Origin of the sequence: Maribacter sp. UBA3344, assembly GCF_002362375.1 — a bacterium.
Classification (GTDB): Bacteria; Bacteroidota; Bacteroidia; order Flavobacteriales; family Flavobacteriaceae; genus Maribacter; species Maribacter dokdonensis.
The window spans coordinates 65,249-85,926 of the sequence record NZ_DERI01000028.1 but is presented as its reverse complement, the minus strand read 5'-3'; the positions used below and the strand labels follow the sequence as shown (position 1 = coordinate 85,926).

Here is a 20,678-nt window from a genome sequence, read left to right as displayed (position 1 = left end):
ATAAACCATTTCCTCAAAAACACCCCCATCAAATCACGAACTCTGAAATTAACATTTCTTTTAACATAATCTTTGTTTGTAAGATTTACGCAACTCTTTACTATTTCTTAATTTCCTAGTTCAAACAAACTAATTCAAAAAATGACTACAAAAAACTCTTGGTACAAGGCGGCATTGCTGACCCTTGTACTAGCCATTTCGTGTATGCCCATGACCATGGCGCAAACCGTACCTTCACCTGAAGACGTTTTTGGTTTTAAAGTCGGTGCCGATTATAAATTGGCAGACTACAGCCAAATTGAAGACTATCTTTCTAAACTGGACGCTTCATCTAATCGTGTCAAAAAAGTAGAAATTGGAACTACGGTACTCGGTAGAAAAATGTACATTCTGTTTATTTCTAGTGAAGAAAACCTAAAAGATTTAGATAAATGGAAAGACATTAGTACAAAACTTGCCCGTGTTCAGGTTTCTGACGAAGAAGCCATGAAATTATCCGAGGAGGGAAAAGCTGTGGTTTGGATAGACGGCGGTATGCACTCTACAGAGTTGGCACACGGACAAATGACCTCTGAGTTAGCATATACCTTGGCTACTGCAGAAACTACCGAGATTAAAAAAATTAGGGATAATGTGATTACCATATTAATGCCGGTAATGAATCCTGATGGGTTGGATATTGTTGTAGACTGGTACAAGAAGAATTTGGGTACGGCATATGAGACATCAAGACCTCCAATTTTATATCACTACTACATGGGGCATGATAATAACAGGGATTGGTTTATGAATACCATGCCAGAAACTTATAATGTAACTAAGATTTTGTACAATGAATGGTATCCGCAGATAGTATATAACCACCACCAATCTTCACCATCTTGGACAAAAATATCATTACCACCATATGCAGACCCCGTAAACCCAAGAATACATCCAGCAATCACTGCCGGTGTAAGTGAGGTAGGTTCTGCAATGACCAAAAGATTTTCATTGGAAAATATGCCAGGTGCCATTGCCGATAATTTTTATACCATGTTCTGGAACGGCGGTGGGCGTACCGTGCCTTACTATCACAATATGATCGGTATTTTAACCGAAACGGGACATACCTCGCCAACACCAAGATACTATGATCCAGAAAAATTACCGAAAACGGTAGCAGGTGGCACACCTACGGATGGTACCGATATTATGTACCCAGACCCTTGGAAAGGTGGTGAATCTCATTTTCGCGATGCCGTAGATTATATGTTGACCGCAACTTGGGCAACTCTGGATTTAGCAGCTGATCGTAAGAGCAACTACTTGTACAATATCTATAAAATGGGAGCTTCGGCAATTGAGAAATCAAAAGAGGAAGGTCCGTTCGCATATGTAATAGCAAAAGAGCAGTGGGATGCTTTTGAATCTGTAAACCTGGTAAACGTATTGTTAAAAGGCGGAATTGAAATTGAAAAAGCCACTAAGAATTTTGAGATCAACGGAAAAAAATATGAGAAAGGTTCGTATGTAATTTACACTGCACAAGCCTTTAGACCGTATTTAATGGATTTGATGGAAAAGCAGAATTACCCAACGCGTTTTCAATATCCAGGTGGTCCACCGGACACTCCCTATGATTTAGCTGGTTGGACATTGCCCATGCAAATGGGTATTGCAGTAGATAAAATTGCAGAACCTTTTAAGGTAAGTACAGAAAAAGTGCTTGCATCTGCACCGTATTATGAAGGTGGTGTGAAGGGGAATGCTTCCTTTGGATATCTATTAAGTGCCAATAGTAATGCATCTGTTGCTGTGACCAATAAAGTATTAAAAGCAGGCGGTACGGCACATAAAACCAAAGCAGCGTTTAAATCGGGTAAAACAGAGTATCCTGCTGGTTCATATATTGTTTCGGGTGGTAGTGCATCTATAGATGACTTAGCGGCAGAATATGGTTTAGAAGTTGTTGGATTATCTGCCGAGCCAAAAGTGGAAATAACCAAGGTACATACGCCAAAAGTGGGATTGTATAAATCTTGGATTTCCAATATGGATGAAGGGTGGACACGCTTTATCATGGATGAATATTCGTTCGAGACCGATACGCTTCACGATACAGACATACAAACAAAAGATTTATCGCAGTATGATGTACTGATCATACCATCGCAACGCGCAAAATCAATTTTACATGGTAACTCACCATTAAAAATGCCAGAGAAGTTTACAGGTGGTATTGGTTTAGAAGGTTCGCTTGCCTTGAGCAAATACGTAGAAAATGGCGGGACTTTAATGGCTTTTGATGCTGCTAGTAATTATGTAATAGAGCAATTTGGCTTACCCCTAAAAGACGCTACGGAAGGTACAGATAGCAAAGAATTTTTTATACCGGGTTCATTGATCAAGACAGGTATAGACACCACGCATCCGTTGGCATTTGGTATGCAAGATACCGTTGCTGTATCCTTTAATAAAAGTCGTGCCTTTGTTATTGATAAGCAAAGTAAAAAAGGCGAAGGTGGTACAGAAGATATAAAAGATGCACCTGCTCCAGAAGTTGAGGTAATTGCCACGTATGCAGCAAAAGACCTTTTAATGAGTGGCTGGGCCATGGGCGAGAAAAAGTACATTGCTAAAAAACCAGCTATGGTCAAAGCAACATACGGTAAGGGTTCTGTTGTGTTGTTCGCGTTTAGGCCACAATTTAGAGCACAACCAAGAGGTACCTATAAACTAATATTCAACACTATTTTTGAAGGAGCCGCAGAATAGTATTAAGTATATGAATTAACATAGGATTAAGTGATATCATCTTTCAATAACAGAAAGGTTAAGTACCAAAAATGCCCATCGAATTTCGGTGGGCATTTTTTATTTAATTTTTTTTTCGAATCAAATTATTCCTACAAACACCGTGGTAGTTGACCTCGTTAAATTATTACGGATTTCCGTAATAAATACATTACAATATTTTTAAAGGCTAATGGTTAAGTATAGACCTAACAATAAATAAAATCAAAATTTAAGCATGAGATCAATTAAACACTTATTACTATTTTCATCTGTTGCAATCCTTAACTTTAGTTGTGATGATTCTACCTCAGACGAGTTTGAAGAAGTAAACGGTAAAGTAGAAACAAAGCTAATAAGCTCAATAGATGTAGCGTCTGTCGAAAATTCAGATGATAGCAGCAGTATTATATTTTCTTATAATAGCGAGCTACAGTTGAATTCTATTTTTGATGGAACAGAAACCACTAATTTCATTTACGAAGATGGAAATTTAGCTAATGTTTCCGGTAATGTAGACAATGGTAATGTAGAAGAATTATACGAATCACCGTATGATGCTTTTGAAACTGGCCAAGTAGAGCAATATGATGAAAATGGCAATCCATCAGTGATCAAGTTTATAGAATATGATTATGATTACATGACCGGTGAAGAAGAAGTAGTGTATTACACCGCTGAAATCTCTTATGATGATAAGCCAAATCCTTTTTATAAAACTGCAGAAGCAGCAGGTTTGATCGATGTAATGGATCAAATTAGATTAAATTTTGCGGCAGCACCACAAGCAGAAGAAATTGTAAGGGCCAAAGCATTGTTCCCAAACAACAATCCGTCACAAGTACTATATAAAAATGAGGAAGGTGAAATAGAGTACACTATTAATATGTCATATACTTATGACGGTGATTACCCTACAACTGCAACGGTTTCAACAGTATCTGAGTATTCAGATGAGAATGAAACTTACGTAACTACGTTTACGTACTTAGGTGAATAAAAATATAAATTGTAAACACTAAAAAGCAGCCTAATCGGCTGCTTTTTTTGTTTTATATCATTTCTGGTAATGAAATACCATTGAATTTATATCTGATTTTTGTATTTCCTAATTAAATGTTAAATTGAGGCTGCCCTTAATATTAGTATACTAAAGTTCCCCCAGAATCTATTAGTGTTGCTCTTTATTAATGGGCTTTTTTTACCCTTTGATTGCACAAAAACTTTTTAGCATAATCTTTTCACCTTTACCTCAATAAAGAAAATGCTACTAGAAGTACATATAGCAGAGGTTTAGCATTGACAATTCATTGGCGTAATAAATAATTTTTCAATTAACTTTAATAGGTATATGTGTTGGGTAAGGTATTTCAATGCCCAAATTCAAAAGAATATTCCTAAATTTAGGCAAACACTAAAATAAATGCATTTGTAAACAATGGCAAAAATTGAAATTAAAGGTTCCCCCGAAGAGCTAGAAAGAGTAGCCACTTTCTTGGCAAACAATAACGTAAAATTTGACATTGTCAATGATTACGGAAACCACTCTTTAGAGGATTTAGATAAGTATGCGCATTTAAAATCAAGGTTCTCTGACCCAGTGCCAGAAAATTAGGATAAGATATGAAAGGCTTACAACAAATTAAATCTGAAATAGATCAGCTGGCGAACAATAGCAATAAGACCGAGTTAGAAGTGGTTGATGCCCTGCATAAATACTACTTCAATAAAGCCGTTACGGCAGAAATAAAACACTACAAAAAGAAAACTAAAAAGGTGGCGCAAATTACCAAAGACCTTAAAATAAGTCACCGTAGGTTTTATAAAATATTGGAAGATAAAAAAGTAGAGTTTACCAAATACAACAAGTCCAAGGACGATATTGAAGAATAGCGGTTATACCTAAATCATGGACTTGCCAAAAAAGAAATGAAATGACCAAAGAAGCCTTAGCTAAATTAAGTAATGAGGAACTGCTTAAAAAGCATACAGCAGCCAAAACTATGGTATGGCTCTTGGCAATTGTATTGTCCGGAATTTTACTCTTTTTTATCTACGTTTCTATACAAGATGGCTTAACTCCGTTATTGGCAGTTCCGTTTGCCTTGTCGGCAATTATTCCGTTGAATGTAAAGAATATGAATACCTTTAAAAAGGAATTAGATTCCAGATTGTAAAACACCTCAGGGCAAGCCCATGAGGCATTCAAAGGAAACAAACTATTAAATTCGAGGCAAGCCTCGGGGTAGTATACCCTTTGGCGGTGCCAATAAATAAAGTAATATGAGAAAAGCAATTTTTATTATTGGTATGGTTATAGCAATAATTGAAATAGCCTATAGCTTTGTTAGCAACAGTGAAACAGGTCAGTTTTTTGGAATTGACATGAATATCTGGATTTTCCGTTTGATTTGGGTTGCCCTATTTGGTGTGGTATTTAACGGGTATCTTAAGGAAAGCATAAAAGGATAATTCCTTAAGAATTTGCACAATTTTAACCTTATTTTGATTTAATCTGATACAAAGAGGTAATTACGTTCCACTGTTAGTAAGCACTATGTTTTTCGACTCACACCCCATATGAAAAAGAGGAAGTTCAAAATTAGTGATATCATATTTGTGGTGTTTATTGTTTTGCTATTAATACCACAGACCAGAACACCTATTCAAGTAGCGGTCAATAAACTAAAAGTAGCGGTTTGGTCGCCCAGTTTAGAAGACGCCAATGACCAAGATCAAGTGGCGCCATTTCAATACGCGGTTACAGATTTGCAAGGTGCTTCAAGAAATGTTGCCGTTGGTGAAGGCAAGGTTACCTTCATTAGTTATTGGGCAACATGGTGCCCGCCATGTATTGCAGAATTACCGGGAATTCAAGAGTTGTATAAAGACTACGGGGACAAAGTCAATTTTCTATTGTTGACACAAGAAGCCCCAGAAATTGTGCAGCGGTTTGTTCGTAAGAAAGGCTATGAGCTACCTATCTATTTTCCACAAATGGAGGCTCCGGAAATTTTACAAGAAAACAGTATACCTACCAATTATGTCATTGATGCCCAAGGTACCATTATCATTAAGGAGACCGGTGCAGCGGATTGGAACAGTTCTAAAGTGAGAAATTTGCTGAATGTGTTGTTGGCAAAGTAATAGTTTAGAATAAAAAAAAGCCGAAAACTGAATTCCGGCCTTTCCCACATTTCCCAATCAAAGAAACATCAATCAATCATTTCACTAAGTACTTTTCCATCTTCATTGAAAACAACGTCCTTTTCGTTGTTCCATCCTTTTTTAAGTTCTACTTCATACGTTGAATTTCCATTTACCGTAGTTTTTTCAATGGAATCTACTTTATAGCCGGCATAGTTTCCGCTTATGGCCGTTTTAATCGTTTGTGGTAATTCTGCCTCGGTCAATTCTTGTTCCGTTCTCGTAGCAGTACCATCTGTAGCGTACCATATTTCATGTTCATTTCTATTCATATCGAATTCTACTTTATAAGACTGTCCGTCCATTTCCCACTCCACATCGGTAGCCTGAGGAAAACTTTTCTGAAAATTCTGTTTTAAATTTGAAGGTACATTACTAGGGTTCATATCCTGCGCAAATATTGAGAATGCACCAAGTAATGTAAAAGCTGCAGTTATTATATTTCTATTCTTCATGATCAGATAATTTTTAAATTCAGTTCAAAGAAAAGAACCAAATCTAGAAGAAATTGGGAATGGAATTGATGTGCTCAATTTTAACAACTATTTAGTACCGAAACATTATTCCCATATCTTTCTAGAATTCTTTTATATTATTGATGCAAATAATGATGCCATGAAAATTCTAATTATAGAAGATGAACCCCAAATGCTACAGAATATGCGCCAAACGTTAGAGCGTGAACAGTATACTGTAGAAACGGCTTCTGATTATGAAACGGCAAAATCTAAAATTGGCATTTACGATTATGATTGTATTTTGTTGGATATCACCTTGCCTGATGGTAACGGACTGGAGTTGTTAAAACTTGTAAAACAACTTGGCAAGGATGATGGTGTAATCATTGTTTCGGCAAAAGATTCTTTAGATGATCGTATTAAGGGCCTTAATTTAGGAGCGGATGATTATTTGCCAAAACCTTTTCATATGGCCGAGTTACATGCACGTGTAAACGCCATAGTTCGTCGAAGAACTTTTGACGGTAATAAATTTATAGAAATCGGTAATGTAAACATTGATCCAGACAGTAGAAGCGTGCATATCAATGAAAAAGAAGTAGTACTTAACAGAAAGGAATATGATGTACTGTGGTATATGGTAGCCAATAAAACAAGGCTGGTGACCAAGACCGCATTGGCAGAACATGTTTGGGGCGATCATATTGACCAAACCGATAGTTTCGACTTCATTTATTCGCAAATAAAGAATTTACGTAAAAAGCTGTCAGACGCAGCTGCCACAATTGAAATTGAAGCGGTTTATGGTGTGGGTTATAAATTACTGGTCTTATAAGCAGCAGGTACTATGAAACTTCTAAACCACACCACAAAATATTTTGCCTTACTACTCATAGTTCTTATTTCCGTTTGGGCGGTTATCTTCTATTTTGCCATGATAGATGAGGTGTACGACAGTTTAGATGATGGCTTGGAAAACCAAAAAGAACTTATTATTGATGCGGTAAAAATAGATCCCAGTTTATTGCAGGATACGGAGTTTGGGGTAAACAACTATACCATTAAAAGGGTAGATGCAGTTAGTCACGACATCAATAAGGATAGTTATCGCGATACTTTAATGTACATGCAGAATGAAGATGAGTTTGAGCCCATTAGAATGCTTGAAAGTACTTTTGTGCAAGATGACACCTATTATAAGATCAAGCTTATAACGTCAATGGTGGAAGAAGATGATCAAATAGAGAACCTGTTTACTTATTTGGTGGGGCTGTATTTGGCGTTGGTATTGAGTATTGTGGTTCTTAATAATTTGGTCTTGAAAAAGGTGTGGAAACCATTCTACTCCTTAATTGATAAATTAAAAGGATTTAGAATTGAAAAGGATGAACCTATTCAGCAAGAGCCCACGGATATAGATGAGTTTAACTTACTGAACCAAAGTGTAGAAAAGTTAACCAAGAAATCTCGCGATAGTTATATTGCACAAAAGGAGTTCATTGAAAATGCCGCACATGAGTTACAGACCCCGTTGGCCATTGCAATGAATAAACTAGAACTACTACTGGAGAAAAATGAACTTACAGGGCATCAGACCCAAGAAATAGGAGGAGTTCTTGATAACCTCACCCGTTTAACACGCCTGAACAAGTCGCTATTATTACTGTCTAAAATAGATAACCGTCAGTATTTGGAAGAGGAGGATATTGATTTTAATGCACTTATAGAGAAAGTCGCGGCAGATTTTTTAGATTTTGCCACCCATAAGAACATGCAGGTCAATGTAATATCTAATGCCAAAATCCGGTATACCATGAATACCGATTTGGCAATTATAATGGTCAACAACCTCATTAAAAATGCCATAATCCATGGCGAAGAAGGTAAGGAAATAGCCATTGTAATTGATGAAAATAGTGTAACCATCAAAAATTATGGTAAAGAGAAAGCATTGGATTCCGGCGAATTATTTTCACGATTTAAAAAGGTTTCTGCAGATAGCCGTTCTACAGGGTTGGGTCTTGCCATTAGTAAAGCTATAGCTGATAAATACAACCTACAATTAAGGTATAGCTATAGCCGGCAACACCATTTTATGATCCTATTTAAGGTAAAGGGTTAAGGATTTTATAAAAAACGGATCAAAGCGCATTAGTTCCTATTTCTTTACAGATTTGAAGGCTATTTTTATCTAAATAGTTTTAAATAAAGGAATTATGACAACTAAGAATGCAACATTGAATATGGCTAAAGTAAAATTTTGGACCATTACAGCCATTGTTTTAGGTATGGGTTTCCTTTTTATGAACTTTAGAGATTGGTTACCCTATGATAGTGCTAATAAGGCAGTATATGAAATTTCAGAAAGATGGGAGTTGCCGGCAGAATTACGGGAAGTTTTAGGTATTTCATGGGTAAGTGAACATCAAATAGCTGCAATACAAGATGAAGACGGTATTATTTATATCTATGATCTTGAGCAGAGAAAAGTAGTAGAGGAAATTGAATTTGGCAACGCAGGTGATTATGAAGGCCTTGCCGTAAAAGGAAACAATGCCTATGCGCTTGAAAGTGATGGTACAATAACCATTATTGAGAATTTTCAACATAAGGATAGAAAGGTTACCGAGTATAAAACCAGGTTTAATGAAAAGAACAACATGGAAAGTCTTTGGTTAGATTTATCCGCAAATCAACTATTGATGATCCCCAAAGACCGTGATATAGATACTGATAATACAAAAGGTGTTTATGCCTTTTCATTAAAGGAGTTCACTATGGGTTATGATCCTGTAATGCAACTAGATATGGATGATGAGGTATTAAAACACTTTAGGGAGAAAAAGATTTATAATAATTTTAGACCATCTGATATTGCAATTCATCCGCAAACAAAAGAAATATACATGCTAGAAGGGGCTAAACCCAAACTGTTGATATTGGATAAAAACGGAGTGGCTAAGAATGGGTATAGTTTAAGCAAGAAAATATTTCCGCAACCAGAAGGCATTACTTTTAGCCCAGATGGAGACCTGTATATCTCAAGTGAAGGAAAAAAAGATGGTGTGGGCACCATCACAAAATTAAAATTGTTGCTTTAATTATATGCCAAACAAAGAAGCCGATACATCTAAAAGTAAGCTACCATTATATATCTCTATAGGTATTTTGGTGGCGTTGGTAATAGCTTATTTTGTAGTGCCCAGTGTACAAGATTTTTTAAATGAAGCATGGTCTGTTTTAACAAGTGATAATGAAGAGCGCATTCAGCAATGGGTATCTGGATTTGGATGGTTTGGTCCGGTAGTACTGGTGTTGGCCATGGTAGCCCAACTGTTTCTTTTGGTAGTGCCCAGTATTTTGCTAATGGTTGTTTCGGTATTGGCCTATGGTCCCGTTTGGGGCAGTGTAATCATAATTGTTTCCGTATTTGCCGCTTCTACGGTAGGTTACTTTATAGGTAGTTATTTTGGCGATGCATTCGTGAAGAAAATTATAGGAAAGAAATCTGAAAAAAAAGTAGCATCATTTTTAGATGACTATGGGTTTTGGGCCGTAATTATTACCAGGTTGAATCCCTTTTTATCAAATGATGCCATAAGTTTTGTTGGTGGAGTTTTAAGTATGGGGTACTGGAGGTTCATGGGGGCAACGTTGGCAGGTATATTGCCATTGACCATATTCATAGCCGTTTTTGGTAAAAATATAGACAACTTAAAAATGGGGTTGCTATGGGGTTCATTAGTGAGCTTGCTGTGTTTTATAGCTTACATTTGGTATGATAAAAAGAAAAAACCAAAAAGCAAGAAACTTAGCCAAGAGCATTCTTAATGTACTTAGCCATATAGTGTTTACGGTCCAGTGCTTTTTCCGCAAAATTAAAGAGACTAAGACAACGGTCTAAATTCTGATTTTCGTAGCTGACTTTGTAATATGTATTGTTGTTCAAATAGTCGGTCAACGCCCGTAAGCCATGAATAAAGGGCATAAATACAGCACCAAGCGGAAGACTTTCCTTTTCGGCTGATGATAAAAAGGGTCCGTTGGATGCCAGGCCGTCTACGAAGGAAGTAAACAATGCTTCGTTAAATATAATTAAGCTATGATCTTGCTCATCTTCTGCAGCAGTATTGACAATGGTTCTAATGGCATCACCAAAATCATAAAAGAAAAATCCCTGCATTATAGTGTCCAAATCAATTAGGCACAATGCTTTTTCAGATGTTTTTGAGAAGAGAATATTATTAAGCTTTGTATCATTATGGCAAACTCTAATGGGTAGGCTACCTGTATTCAAATGGGCAAGCTCGGTTATAAAATGCTGTGCTTTTTTAATAGCTTTATCGGCAACATTAAGCTTTTCTTTGGTAGCATTTTGCAAGGCTTGTTTAAACTCATCTTTTCTGTGAGACAGTTTATGAAAATTTGGCAACGTGTCTTCAATAAGAGTTGTATCAATATGTTGTAATAGTTGATGAAACTTACCAATAATACGGCCTGCCTCAAATGCGGTAGTTGGGTTGGTTGTGGTATTATACGTAGTACTGTTGGGAATAAAGGTCATCATTCGCCAAAACTCATCGTTTTGAACAAGATAATTTTTGTCGCTTCTCGTTTTTAGAAAAGTTATTTGTTCATAGTCATCAGCATTTAGAATGGGCAATGTAAATTGAATATTTGCCATTAATATACCGGCATTTTTAAATACCTGTGTGTTGATTTTCTGAAGGATATACTGCTCATCATTATCTTCTTTCACTAAATAAGTGTCATTGATAAGTCCGTTATTTAGCGGTGTCCACTGGGTAGAATTTCCGTTGAGGTTGAATTCAACCAGTATTTTTTTGATAGATGCCGAAGTCATTTATATGAAACAAGTTTAAGCATTTAAAGTTATAGAAAAAGGGGCTTTTGCGGTATAATAAATATACTTGTTTGATGATTAGGCGCGAACATTTAGTAAGAATATTCTTTAATTTATGCAGTTGGCCTAATAATAATACGATTTTGAAAATAATGTAGTTACTATCATAACCAATTATAATTCCCCCAAGAATGAACAAGATTAAAACCTGTTTAAAGGTGGCTGTATTATGTATTACTTCTACCTATGTACACGCCCAATGTGAAGTTTTTAAGAGTGAAATTAGCGATGTACAGCATTATATGCAACAAGTGAGTCAGCTTTCAGATTCGCTCAGTACTTCTGCGGAAATTGCCGCTTTTGATGCTTCTTTGACCAAAGCAAGAAAGAACACTAAAACTGTAATGCTTTTAATGGGACAAGCGGTGAACGCTGCGGATGAGGCCGTAATTTTAGCATCTGAAGCGCAATACGATTCTGAAAGTTGCGGTTTGGCAGAAGCCATTAGCTATACCATAGATGCTGAAAAGCATGCTATAGATACGAGAGACTTTTCTGCAGAAGCTTTTGAAAATGTAAAGAGTGCCGCAAAAGCGCGTAACCTAGGAAATTTACAATATCATATGCGCATTGCGCAACGCTTAATAAAAGAGGCGCAAGAGTCTGCAGATGCTTCTGTTTACGCTGCGGATAATGCACATTACAGTTGTAGCCATGATCAGGATCACGCAAGTTTAGAGAAGTAATTTTACTTCTCTTTTTTGTTGACCAGACCTTTGGTAAATTCATTTAGGGTTTCAACTTTTTCTTCAAAATCGCCCTTTATGGTTTTTCTAAATTCGTTGAGGTTTTTAACCAGGTCATCAATATTTTCCGGTATAACATCTTCAAAAAACTGTCGTAGCCTTTTGGCCGTGGTTGGGGATTTACCGTTTGTTGAAATCGCCACTTTCACATTCCCTTTGGTAACAATACCGCCCATGTAAAAATCACAGTATGGTGGGTTGTCCGCAACATTCACTAAAATTTGCCTTTCTCTACAATCATGATATACCTGTTCATTTACGGGTACGTTATCGGTAGTGGCAATGGCAATGTGTTTTCCTTTTAAAAATGATGCATCGTAAGTAGCATTATGCATCTTAATATTGAATTTATTGGCAAGTTCAATGGTTTCGTCCCTAAACATAGGTGCCACCATTTCTACTTGTGCATTAGGGCTAGACTTTAGAAGAAAAGTGAGTTTCTCTAGAGCCACATTGCCACCGCCAATTATTAAGATATGCAGGTTAGATACTTTTAAAAATATGGGATATAGCTCATTCCGTTCCATATGAAATTTTGTTTTCTTCTGTTTTGTAATTGATGGTAACACGTGTGCCCCTACCTATTTCTGAATTTATAAAAAGGCGTCCGTTGATATAATCTATACGTTCTTTCATAAAGAAAAGCCCCATGCCACCTTCACTGTTGTTCTTTGGTAATTGAGCCAATAAGGTGTCATCAAAACCTTTTCCATCATCATCAATAACCACACTTAATATAGGATAAGAGTAATTTAAGGTAACCAAAATATAATTAGATTCCGCATACTTTATAGCATTGTTCACCGCTTCTTGTGTTACTCTATAAATGTTGGTTTCTGCCAAAGAATCAAATCTGATGTTGGCATCTGTCTTATTTTTGAAGAGAATGGTCTTACCGGTCAATTTAGACAGTTCGGCAGTCATTTTCTGTAATGCGGGAAAAATACCATGATCACCAAGTTCAGGTGGGGTAAGGTTAAAAGTAGCGGTTCTCACCCCTTTAATTAAATCTGATGTCAGTGCCTTTAAATAGGCGATTTTTTCTTTCGTCTTGGTCTTATCCTCAGTATCAATGGACTCAATATTGAACTTTAAAGCGGTCAACATTTGTCCAATACCATCATGAATATCTTTAGCAATACGTTTGCGTTCTTCTTCTTGTCCCTCTACGATTTGACTTGCCTGCAGTTTTTTCTGTTGCATACGCTCCTCAAAATTCTGCTGGGTCAATTCTTGTACTTTTAGCTGGTTTTCTTTTCGTTCTGTGATATCTGAACATAGAATTAAAATATCCTGTTCTAGAGTAGAATGGTGCATGGGAACAATAGACATGTCCAACCATATGGTTGTGCCTTTAGTGGTCACTACCTGCAACTCCTCTTTTCTAATGATATTTTTTCTGTTGATTTTTAGAACCTCTTTTAGATACGATTGCTGACCCTCTTCTACCGTTAGAATTTCTGAAATCGGCTTGTTTATCGGGGTGTTCGTGTGCCCTAATAGGTCAAGAAATTTTTTACTGATGAATACAATGCTACCGTCTTTTCTGATACTTGCAAAAAGGGCAGCATTGTCAATTACGAAATTCAGTTCTTGTAGTTCTTTTAACGAGCGTTCCTTTTCGTCATAGAGGCTTTGTATTTTTTCGAGCTGATTTTTAGACTCCGCATCTTTTCCTATTAAATGGCCAATGGTATTTTTAATTTGAATGGATAAGGGCCTGAAAATAACAAAGATTTCGAGCAGAAGAATCAATAGCGAAAAAGCAAGTAGCCAATATTCTTTTCGTTTTAATTTTTGAAGCTGTTCGTTACTACGTGCATCATACTCATTAACAATTTGGTCCATGAGGTTTAAAAACTGCCGCTCATTATTTAATAAGGTATCTAAATCTGCTTGCTCTACCGGTGCATTAATATTTTGTTGATGGGTAAATAGTACATGTTCTATGGCATTGACCATGGCATTATGATGCGGATCAAGTTTTTTGAACAATGATTGTACTTTGGGGTCATCTTCATAAGGTAGGTTAAAGGAGGCATCGCCTAAATGAAGGCCCATATGGGAAACTTTCCAAATTTCTAGGGTTTTTGCAATTTCCGATAGCACTAATTTTTTCTCCTCAGGGTTGTTCAGTGCTTTTAATAGCAAAGTCTCTTTAGTCAATTTTTGACTAAAGGCACGTTGCCTACCGGCAATGTTTATAAGTTGAGAATCGCCAGATTGTGCCTTTAAATGTAGTTGAATAAGTACTTGGGCAATGATTACCGTAAGCGCAATAGCTGCCAATGCCAATAGGTACCATTTTCGTATACGTATAAACGTAGCGGTGTCCAATGGTATGTTACGCTCGTTATGGTCCATAAAAAAGCAATCGTATATTAAACTAGGCGTTTAGGGCCTTGGTAATTAAGTCTAAAGAGAATTTAGAAAGGGGAAGTTCTAGAGCTGCTTCTTGACCCTTGGTTGACATTTTTCTCCATGTTTTTTGAAGAATATCAATAGTTTTGTCCTCTGGGTGTTTATGGGCAAAGGGTTCAAAATAGAACTCTAAAAAGACCAAACAAATAACATCTTCCAAAGTTTGGGTTTCTTCGTTTTTCTTTAGTTGTTTTTTTTGTAAAAGAAATTTGACATTGTCAATGGTTTCCTTGTCATAGCCTATATCTTCTAAAATAGAAGCGGCTTTTGTGGCATGGAACTTTTTTAATTCTTGTCTCCATCTCAAATACCCTTCACGGTTCATCTCGTAAGACTCTCTAGGAATTTCCCATCTACAGATATGTTGACATCTTGCGGTTAGGCGTAATGCTTCAGATGCATTGGGGTCAAAGGCATTTAGTCTTTCTGTCATGCGTATACCGTACAATACTTCTTTTGGGTAGGTAGTACCTTCAAAAACTTCTGTATTTGGATCTTGCTTATTGGCTTCGTCAAATTGTTGAAATGCTAGTAGTAATTTATCTGTGGTCGCCATAAGTCTTTTATTTACTCAAAGCTATTCAGAAAAGCCAACATACACAAAGTCCGACTCTATTTTTACAGGATATGTAGCAATGGGATCTAAAGTCCCGTTTAAATTTTCTCCGGTTTTTAAGGAAAATGTATTCTTGTGAAGTGGGCAGGCCACTTTAGCTTCCATATTTTCTTCACCGATCATACCTCTGGAAAGTACCATTTCCATTTTATGAGGACAAAGATTTTGGCAGGCGTACCAAGTACCTTCTCTTGTAAAATTGAATACGGCGATCTGTTTGTCCTTATATTTGATACAAGCTCCGCCATTCTTAGGAAATTTGGAAATTGGCGCGGCTTTGAACCAAACCTTAACATCACTGGCAGCTACACTTGCATACGTATTCAAAACAGATAAAGACATAATTTCGTTTTTTTGATTTTTAATAAATTTCTACACTTAGATGATTGCAATAATGGTTTATAAATAACCAACAACTGTCAACCATCAACCGTTACGCCCACTCCTTTGGCATTTTTTGTTCTCTTAAAGACACAAATTCAATATTGTTATCCGTTTCTTCAGAATTGACAAAGTGTGTATAGCGCTCTCTTATTTCTGGAGTTTCTACCGCTTCTTTCCATTCACATACATAAGAATCTACCAAGGCTTGCATTTCGGCATCCAATTCATCAACAATGCCCAAAGAGTCGTTGATAACAACGTTTTGTAAATAGGTAATACCACCTTCTAATTTCTCTAACCAAGGTGCGGTTCTTTGTAAAGGTTGCGCTGTTTTTATGTAGAACATAATAAAACGATCTACGTATTTGATGGCGGTTTCCTTGTCAACTTTTTCAGCAAGTAAAAGGGCATGTTTAGGCGTAGCACCGCCATTACCGCCTACATAAACATTCCATCCGCCTTCAACGGCAATAAATCCGAAGTCTTTGCCCCTTGCTTCTGCACATTCACGAATACAACCCGAAACGCCACCTTTAAATTTATGAGGTGATCGTATGCCTTTGTATCGGTGTTCTATTTCAATAGCAAAACTTACGCTTTCATCCATACCATAGCGGCACCATGTGGATCCCACACAACTTTTTACCGTACGTAAAGATTTTCCATAAGCTTGGCCCGTTTCAAATCCTTCGGCAATCAATTCTTCCCAAATAGGAGGTAATTCGTGCAGTTTTGCCCCAAACATATCTATGCGCTGGCCACCTGTAATTTTGGTGTAGAGGTCATATTTTTGAGCTATTCTTCCAATGGCCATTAATTGTTTAGGTGTAATCTCTCCGCCAGCAACCCTAGGTACAACAGAGTAGGTACCGTTACGTTGTATATTGGCCAAATAACGGTCATTACTATCCTGTATGGTTTCTTGCCTGTTGGCGGTTTCATTATATAGACTAGCAAATATTGCGGCAACTGCCGGCTTACACACCTCGCAACCATGCCCGGTACCTACTTCATCTAATAGGGTATCATAATCAGTAATTCCTTTTAATTTGGCAAGATCAAAAAGCTCTTGGCGAGAATAATCAAAATGTTCGCACAAGCGTTCTTTTACCGTTTTCCCTAAAGTCTTTAAGCTCTCCTTGATTAAGTCTGCCACCATAGGTTTACACCCGCCACAACCTGTTGTTGCCTTTGTGGCTTTGGCTACATCTTTCATGGTTTCATTGCCATCTTCTAATACAGAACAGCAAACTTGGCCTTTGGTAACCGCTTCACAAGAACAAATAACTGCTGTATCGGGCAGGTCCATGGCACTACCAAAAGCAGAGCCGCCTTCACCTCTAGAACCAACGATCAGTTCTTCAGCGTTATCGGGCAGCGGCATATTGTTCAAGTACATTTGGTGTAAAATGCTATAATCTTCAGCATCGCCCACCATAATTCCCCCTAAAAGGGTTTTACCGTCATGGCTTACATTTATTCTTTTATAGATACCCTTTGTTTTGTTCTCGTAGATGATGGAAAGTCCCTTTTCCGCAGGCATATAAGGAATACCGAAACTGGCAACATCAACACCTATTAATTTCAGTTTGGTAGACATATCTATTTCCGGTTTCATGACAACCTCGTTTTGCTCAAGAATTTGATTTACGGCCACCTCGGCCATTTCATAACCCGGTGCCACTAAACCGTAGATCATTTGGTTGTATAGCGCTACTTCACCAATGGCAAATATAGTTGGGTCAGAGGTTTGCATTTTATCGTTGACCACAATACCGCCACGAACGCCCATTTCTAGATTACAGGTTTTGCCCAATTCATCTCTTGGACGTATACCGGCGGAAATGACCAACATATCTACATCTAGTTTATCGTCTTCGCCAAAGTCCATACCCGTTATGGCGCCGTTACCCATAATACTATTGGTAGCTTTTCCAGTATGTATGGCAATACCTATGGATTCCAATGTTAATTGTAGTACGTTACTACTTCTGGAATCTAGTTGTCTAGGCATTAATTTTGGAGCAAATTCAACCACATGCGGTTCTAGCCCCATGTCCATGACAGCTTTTCCTGCCTCAAGACCAAGTAGTCCACCACCAAGAATAGCCGCTTTACCGTTAGGTTTAGCTTTTTTAATTTCTTCGGCATATGCTAGCATTGCCTCTAGGTCTTCTATGGTTCTATAAACAAAGACACCTTTTTTCTCTACGCCTTGTATTGGAGGAACAAATGGAGCAGAACCCGTAGCCAATACCAGGTAGTCATATTTAAATTCTTTTTCACTGGCGGTAGTAATAGTCTTTTTACTTCTGTGGATATCGGTGACCCTTTCATTGACCACTAATTCTATATCATTGTCCGCGTACCATTCCAAGGGAGCCATTTCTAGAGCTTTGGCATCTCTATTTTCAAAGAATTCGCTTAAGTGAACCCTATCATAGGCTGCGCGTGGTTCTTCACCAAAAACAATTAGTTTAAAATGTTTGCTTTCTTCCCTTGCGGCAAATTTTTCACAGAATTTGTATCCTACCATTCCGTTACCGACAACAATTATTGTTTTCATACCCATATTGTTTAGCTACTTAGCAATATTACGTATAAATACGTATATAAATACTGATTTTATGAAAATAATTACGTATTCTTGTTGAAGAATCGATAATTAATAATGCTAAATACTATGAAGATGGAATTAGAAAAAACGGCAAAAGTAAGTTTAGTAGGTGCGGGTCCAGGAGCTAAAGACCTAATAACTATAAGGGGTTTGAAGGTTTTGAACCAAGCCGATATTATTTTGTACGATGCATTGATCAGTGATGATCTATTATCTGAAATACGTACTGATATACCTAAGATATTTACGGGTAAAAGATGTGGTCAACATTCGCATTCCCAAGATGAAATCAATGAATTAATAGTAAAATATGCCTTTGAATACGGTCATGTGGTACGTTTAAAAGGTGGCGATCCTTTTGTATTTGGCAGGGCAAATGAGGAAATAGAATATGTAGAGTCATTTGGCATACCTGTTAGTGTAGTTCCTGGAATTTCCAGTGCTATAGCTGTACCATCTGGTCAAGGTATACCGATGACCAAAAGAGGAATAAGTAGTAGTTTTTGGGTAATGACGGCAACAAAAAGAGATGGTACGTTTTCGCAAGATTTGCAATATGCAGCAAAATCTTCTACCACTATGGTTGTTTTAATGGGCATTAGAAAACTTAATGAAATAGTGAAAGAAGTTAGTAAATATAGGGGTTCAATGACGCCTATTGCGGTAATTCAAAACGGAACTACCCAACATGAAAAATGTTATGTAGCTACTTTAGATACATTGAACAATAGTATAGGGGAGGTTGATGTTACCAAACCGGGCATTATTGTCATTGGAGACGTGGTAGCTGATCATCCATCATTTTTTGAAGAAGAAGTACAGCGTATTCTACACCATGCTATTTAATCAAATAAAGGAGATTTCACCTTTATAGTAGTCTAATAAAAGGTAAACGGCAAGGCATTTTAGTGGTAGAAATTACACTATTTCAATTTTTTTGAGCATTTAATTTAGAATCGAATAATTGTAACAGGCTCATTTCCTTAATTCCTCAAAAATACGTAGTAATTTAAAATTATATTAAAAACTACGTATAATTACGTATTATTTATAGTAGGTTTGTATGCATTCAATAACGCAATCTGCTATATTATGGAAAATCAATCTAAAAAGTCCACCACCTTAAATTTAACGAATATAAAGAGTTTACCCATTCGTACTTTTTGGATAACTTCAATTGCATTTTTCATTTGCTTTTTTGCATGGTTCGGTATTGTGCCCTTCATGCCGGATGTTGTTAAAGATTTAGGGTTGACTCCCGATCAAAAATGGAACTCAATTATATTGGCGGTTACAGGAACCGTTTTCGCTAGACTATTAATAGGAAAGCTTTGTGATAAATATGGTCCTAGGTTATGTTATACCTATTTATTGATACTAGGTGCCATTCCTGTAATCCTTATCGGTTTTGTGCAAACGCCGCTTCAATTTTTAATTTGCAGATTGTTTATTGGTTTTATAGGTGCTTCATTCGTAATCACCCAGTTTCATACATCTATCATGTTTGCACCCAATATTGTTGGTACCGCAAATGCAACTTCTGCCGGATGGGGTAATTTGGGTGGTGGTGCCAACCGTTTAGGTATGCCATTAATTGCTGCTGCAGTGGTAAGCTTTGGGGTTGCCGATGAAATTGCATGGAGATATTCAATGATCATTGCAGGTATCATTGCCATGCTAATGGGGCTTGTATATTATTTCTTTACCCAAGACACACCAGAAGGTAATTTTAAGGAATTAAAGGAGGCAGGTAAAATGCCGAAGCTAAAAAAAGATGAGGAATCGTTTTTAAGTGTTTTAAAAGATTATAGGGTGTGGATTCTTTTCATTGTATACGCAGCATCTTTTGGAATGGAACTTACGGTGTATGGTACCATGGATGATTATTTGCAAAACACGTTTGGGTTAACACGGTCCACTGCGGGTAACTTGGTACTTTCTTTTGCCCTGATGAATATATTTGCCCGAACCTTGGGCGGCTTTTTCGGAGATCGTTTCGGTAGATTAAAAGGCTTGCGCGGTAGGGTACTTTTCTTAACGGTCATATTGGCTTTAGAAGGAGTTATGCTCTCCGTTTTTTCAATGGCAACAAGCTTTGCCATGGGAATTGTATTTTTAATTGCCTTTAGTTTAACGGTACAAATGGCAGAAGGGGCAACGTTTTCGGTAGTGCCTTTTATAAATAAAAAAGCTATTGGTTCTATCTCTGGTATTGTTGGTGCAGGTGGTAATGTAGGTGCTTTTTTGGCGGCATTATTATTAAAATCAAAATCCGCTTTGGCAGAAACCAATGCCTTGGCTGCTAACGCTAATTTAGGTGAAGAAGCAATGAAGGCCGCTCAATCTGCTGCGGCATCGGGGGCTGTTTCAAGTGGGTATTTACTTATAGGTGGCTTTGTTATAGTCACGGCACTTGTTACGCTGGCCATTAAATTCTCCGTCGAAGATGAAAAACTAGTTAAGGAAGAATTACAAAAGGCAGATAAGTCCGTTATCAATTTATCGCCAAGTAGTATCTAAATTCATGTAG

General features: G+C 37.1%; 21 protein-coding genes. 14 read left to right on the top strand and 7 right to left on the bottom strand.

What is annotated here, in order from left to right:
• Positions 1–141 precede the first annotated feature (141 nt).
• The 7 genes from B2Z27_RS17050 to B2Z27_RS17020 all read left to right on the top strand — a co-directional run bounded on the left by B2Z27_RS17050 (position 142) and on the right by B2Z27_RS17020 (position 5,922).
• Positions 142–2,757: a M14 family metallopeptidase gene (locus B2Z27_RS17050; protein WP_286814564.1), complete on the top strand. Its 2,616-nt coding sequence runs from the start codon at positions 142–144 to the stop codon at positions 2,755–2,757.
• A 256-nt stretch (positions 2,758–3,013) separates the two neighbouring features.
• The gene (locus tag B2Z27_RS17045) at positions 3,014–3,775 is read left to right on the top strand and encodes a hypothetical protein (RefSeq protein WP_286814563.1); all 762 of its coding nucleotides are present in this window, start codon (positions 3,014–3,016) and stop codon (positions 3,773–3,775) included.
• Positions 3,776–4,213: 438 nt separating this feature from the next.
• Positions 4,214–4,390 (top strand): hypothetical protein, encoded by a 177-nt coding sequence (locus B2Z27_RS17040; RefSeq protein ID WP_156894545.1) that lies wholly within the window; start codon positions 4,214–4,216, stop codon positions 4,388–4,390.
• Positions 4,391–4,398: 8 nt separating this feature from the next.
• Complete coding sequence (locus tag B2Z27_RS17035) at positions 4,399–4,668, top strand: hypothetical protein (protein WP_074670753.1); 270 nt, start codon at positions 4,399–4,401, stop codon at positions 4,666–4,668.
• A 41-nt stretch (positions 4,669–4,709) separates the two neighbouring features.
• On the top strand, positions 4,710–4,952 hold the full coding sequence (locus B2Z27_RS17030; protein ID WP_286814562.1) for a hypothetical protein: 243 nt from the start codon (positions 4,710–4,712) through the stop codon (positions 4,950–4,952).
• A gap of 106 nt (positions 4,953–5,058) precedes the next feature.
• Complete coding sequence (locus B2Z27_RS17025) at positions 5,059–5,247, top strand: hypothetical protein (RefSeq protein WP_286814561.1); 189 nt, start codon at positions 5,059–5,061, stop codon at positions 5,245–5,247.
• 108 nt (positions 5,248–5,355) lie between these two features.
• The gene (locus tag B2Z27_RS17020) at positions 5,356–5,922 is read left to right on the top strand and encodes a TlpA family protein disulfide reductase (RefSeq protein ID WP_286814560.1); all 567 of its coding nucleotides are present in this window, start codon (positions 5,356–5,358) and stop codon (positions 5,920–5,922) included.
• A gap of 68 nt (positions 5,923–5,990) precedes the next feature.
• On the opposite strand, the gene B2Z27_RS17015 is transcribed toward B2Z27_RS17020, so the two are convergent.
• Complete coding sequence (locus tag B2Z27_RS17015; RefSeq protein ID WP_286814559.1) at positions 5,991–6,437, bottom strand: PepSY-like domain-containing protein; 447 nt, start codon at positions 6,435–6,437, stop codon at positions 5,991–5,993.
• 160 nt (positions 6,438–6,597) lie between these two features.
• On the opposite strand from B2Z27_RS17015, the gene B2Z27_RS17010 reads away from it, so the two are divergent.
• The 4 genes from B2Z27_RS17010 to B2Z27_RS16995 all read left to right on the top strand — a co-directional run bounded on the left by B2Z27_RS17010 (position 6,598) and on the right by B2Z27_RS16995 (position 10,271).
• On the top strand, positions 6,598–7,275 hold the full coding sequence (locus B2Z27_RS17010) for a response regulator transcription factor (RefSeq protein WP_286814558.1): 678 nt from the start codon (positions 6,598–6,600) through the stop codon (positions 7,273–7,275).
• Positions 7,276–7,287: 12 nt separating this feature from the next.
• A complete protein-coding gene (locus B2Z27_RS17005) occupies positions 7,288–8,562 on the top strand; it encodes a histidine kinase dimerization/phospho-acceptor domain-containing protein (protein ID WP_286814557.1) in 1,275 nt (424 codons plus the stop codon).
• A 94-nt stretch (positions 8,563–8,656) separates the two neighbouring features.
• Positions 8,657–9,541 (top strand): SdiA-regulated domain-containing protein, encoded by an 885-nt coding sequence (locus B2Z27_RS17000; RefSeq protein WP_286814556.1) that lies wholly within the window; start codon positions 8,657–8,659, stop codon positions 9,539–9,541.
• A gap of 4 nt (positions 9,542–9,545) precedes the next feature.
• Positions 9,546–10,271, top strand: a complete 726-nt coding sequence (locus B2Z27_RS16995) for a TVP38/TMEM64 family protein (protein WP_286814555.1) — start codon at positions 9,546–9,548, stop codon at positions 10,269–10,271.
• Here B2Z27_RS16995 and B2Z27_RS16990 read toward each other — a convergent pair.
• The gene (locus B2Z27_RS16990) at positions 10,252–11,304 is read right to left on the bottom strand and encodes a phosphotransferase enzyme family protein (protein ID WP_286814554.1); all 1,053 of its coding nucleotides are present in this window, start codon (positions 11,302–11,304) and stop codon (positions 10,252–10,254) included. The genes B2Z27_RS16995 and B2Z27_RS16990 overlap by 20 nt on opposite strands.
• A 191-nt stretch (positions 11,305–11,495) precedes the next feature.
• On the opposite strand from B2Z27_RS16990, the gene B2Z27_RS16985 reads away from it, so the two are divergent.
• Entirely contained in the window at positions 11,496–12,050 is a 555-nt protein-coding gene (locus B2Z27_RS16985) for a hypothetical protein (RefSeq protein ID WP_058104628.1), read from the top strand.
• Positions 12,051–12,052: 2 nt separating this feature from the next.
• Here the strand turns inward: B2Z27_RS16985 and B2Z27_RS16980 are convergent, their stop codons facing one another.
• The 5 genes from B2Z27_RS16980 to nirB all read right to left on the bottom strand — a co-directional run bounded on the left by B2Z27_RS16980 (position 12,053) and on the right by nirB (position 18,097).
• Positions 12,053–12,637, bottom strand: a complete 585-nt coding sequence (locus B2Z27_RS16980; RefSeq protein WP_058104629.1) for a precorrin-2 dehydrogenase/sirohydrochlorin ferrochelatase family protein — start codon at positions 12,635–12,637, stop codon at positions 12,053–12,055.
• Entirely contained in the window at positions 12,624–14,474 is a 1,851-nt protein-coding gene (locus B2Z27_RS16975) for an ATP-binding protein (protein ID WP_286814553.1), read from the bottom strand. The genes B2Z27_RS16980 and B2Z27_RS16975 overlap by 14 nt, the downstream gene beginning before the upstream one ends.
• A gap of 22 nt (positions 14,475–14,496) precedes the next feature.
• On the bottom strand, positions 14,497–15,087 hold the full coding sequence (locus B2Z27_RS16970; RefSeq protein WP_286814552.1) for a DUF4202 domain-containing protein: 591 nt from the start codon (positions 15,085–15,087) through the stop codon (positions 14,497–14,499).
• A gap of 21 nt (positions 15,088–15,108) precedes the next feature.
• Positions 15,109–15,489 carry a nitrite reductase small subunit NirD gene (gene nirD, locus B2Z27_RS16965; RefSeq protein ID WP_058104632.1) on the bottom strand — a complete coding sequence of 127 codons (381 nt, stop codon included), beginning with the start codon at positions 15,487–15,489 and terminating at the stop codon, positions 15,109–15,111.
• A gap of 91 nt (positions 15,490–15,580) precedes the next feature.
• On the bottom strand, positions 15,581–18,097 hold the full coding sequence (gene nirB / locus B2Z27_RS16960) for a nitrite reductase large subunit NirB (protein WP_286814551.1): 2,517 nt from the start codon (positions 18,095–18,097) through the stop codon (positions 15,581–15,583).
• 123 nt (positions 18,098–18,220) lie between these two features.
• Here nirB and cobA point away from each other — a divergent pair, with 123 nt between their 5' ends.
• Both cobA and B2Z27_RS16950 read left to right on the top strand, forming a co-directional pair.
• Entirely contained in the window at positions 18,221–18,994 is a 774-nt protein-coding gene (gene cobA, locus B2Z27_RS16955; RefSeq protein WP_286814550.1) for a uroporphyrinogen-III C-methyltransferase, read from the top strand.
• 246 nt (positions 18,995–19,240) lie between these two features.
• The gene (locus tag B2Z27_RS16950) at positions 19,241–20,668 is read left to right on the top strand and encodes a NarK family nitrate/nitrite MFS transporter (RefSeq protein WP_286814549.1); all 1,428 of its coding nucleotides are present in this window, start codon (positions 19,241–19,243) and stop codon (positions 20,666–20,668) included.
• Positions 20,669–20,678: the final 10 nt, after the last annotated feature.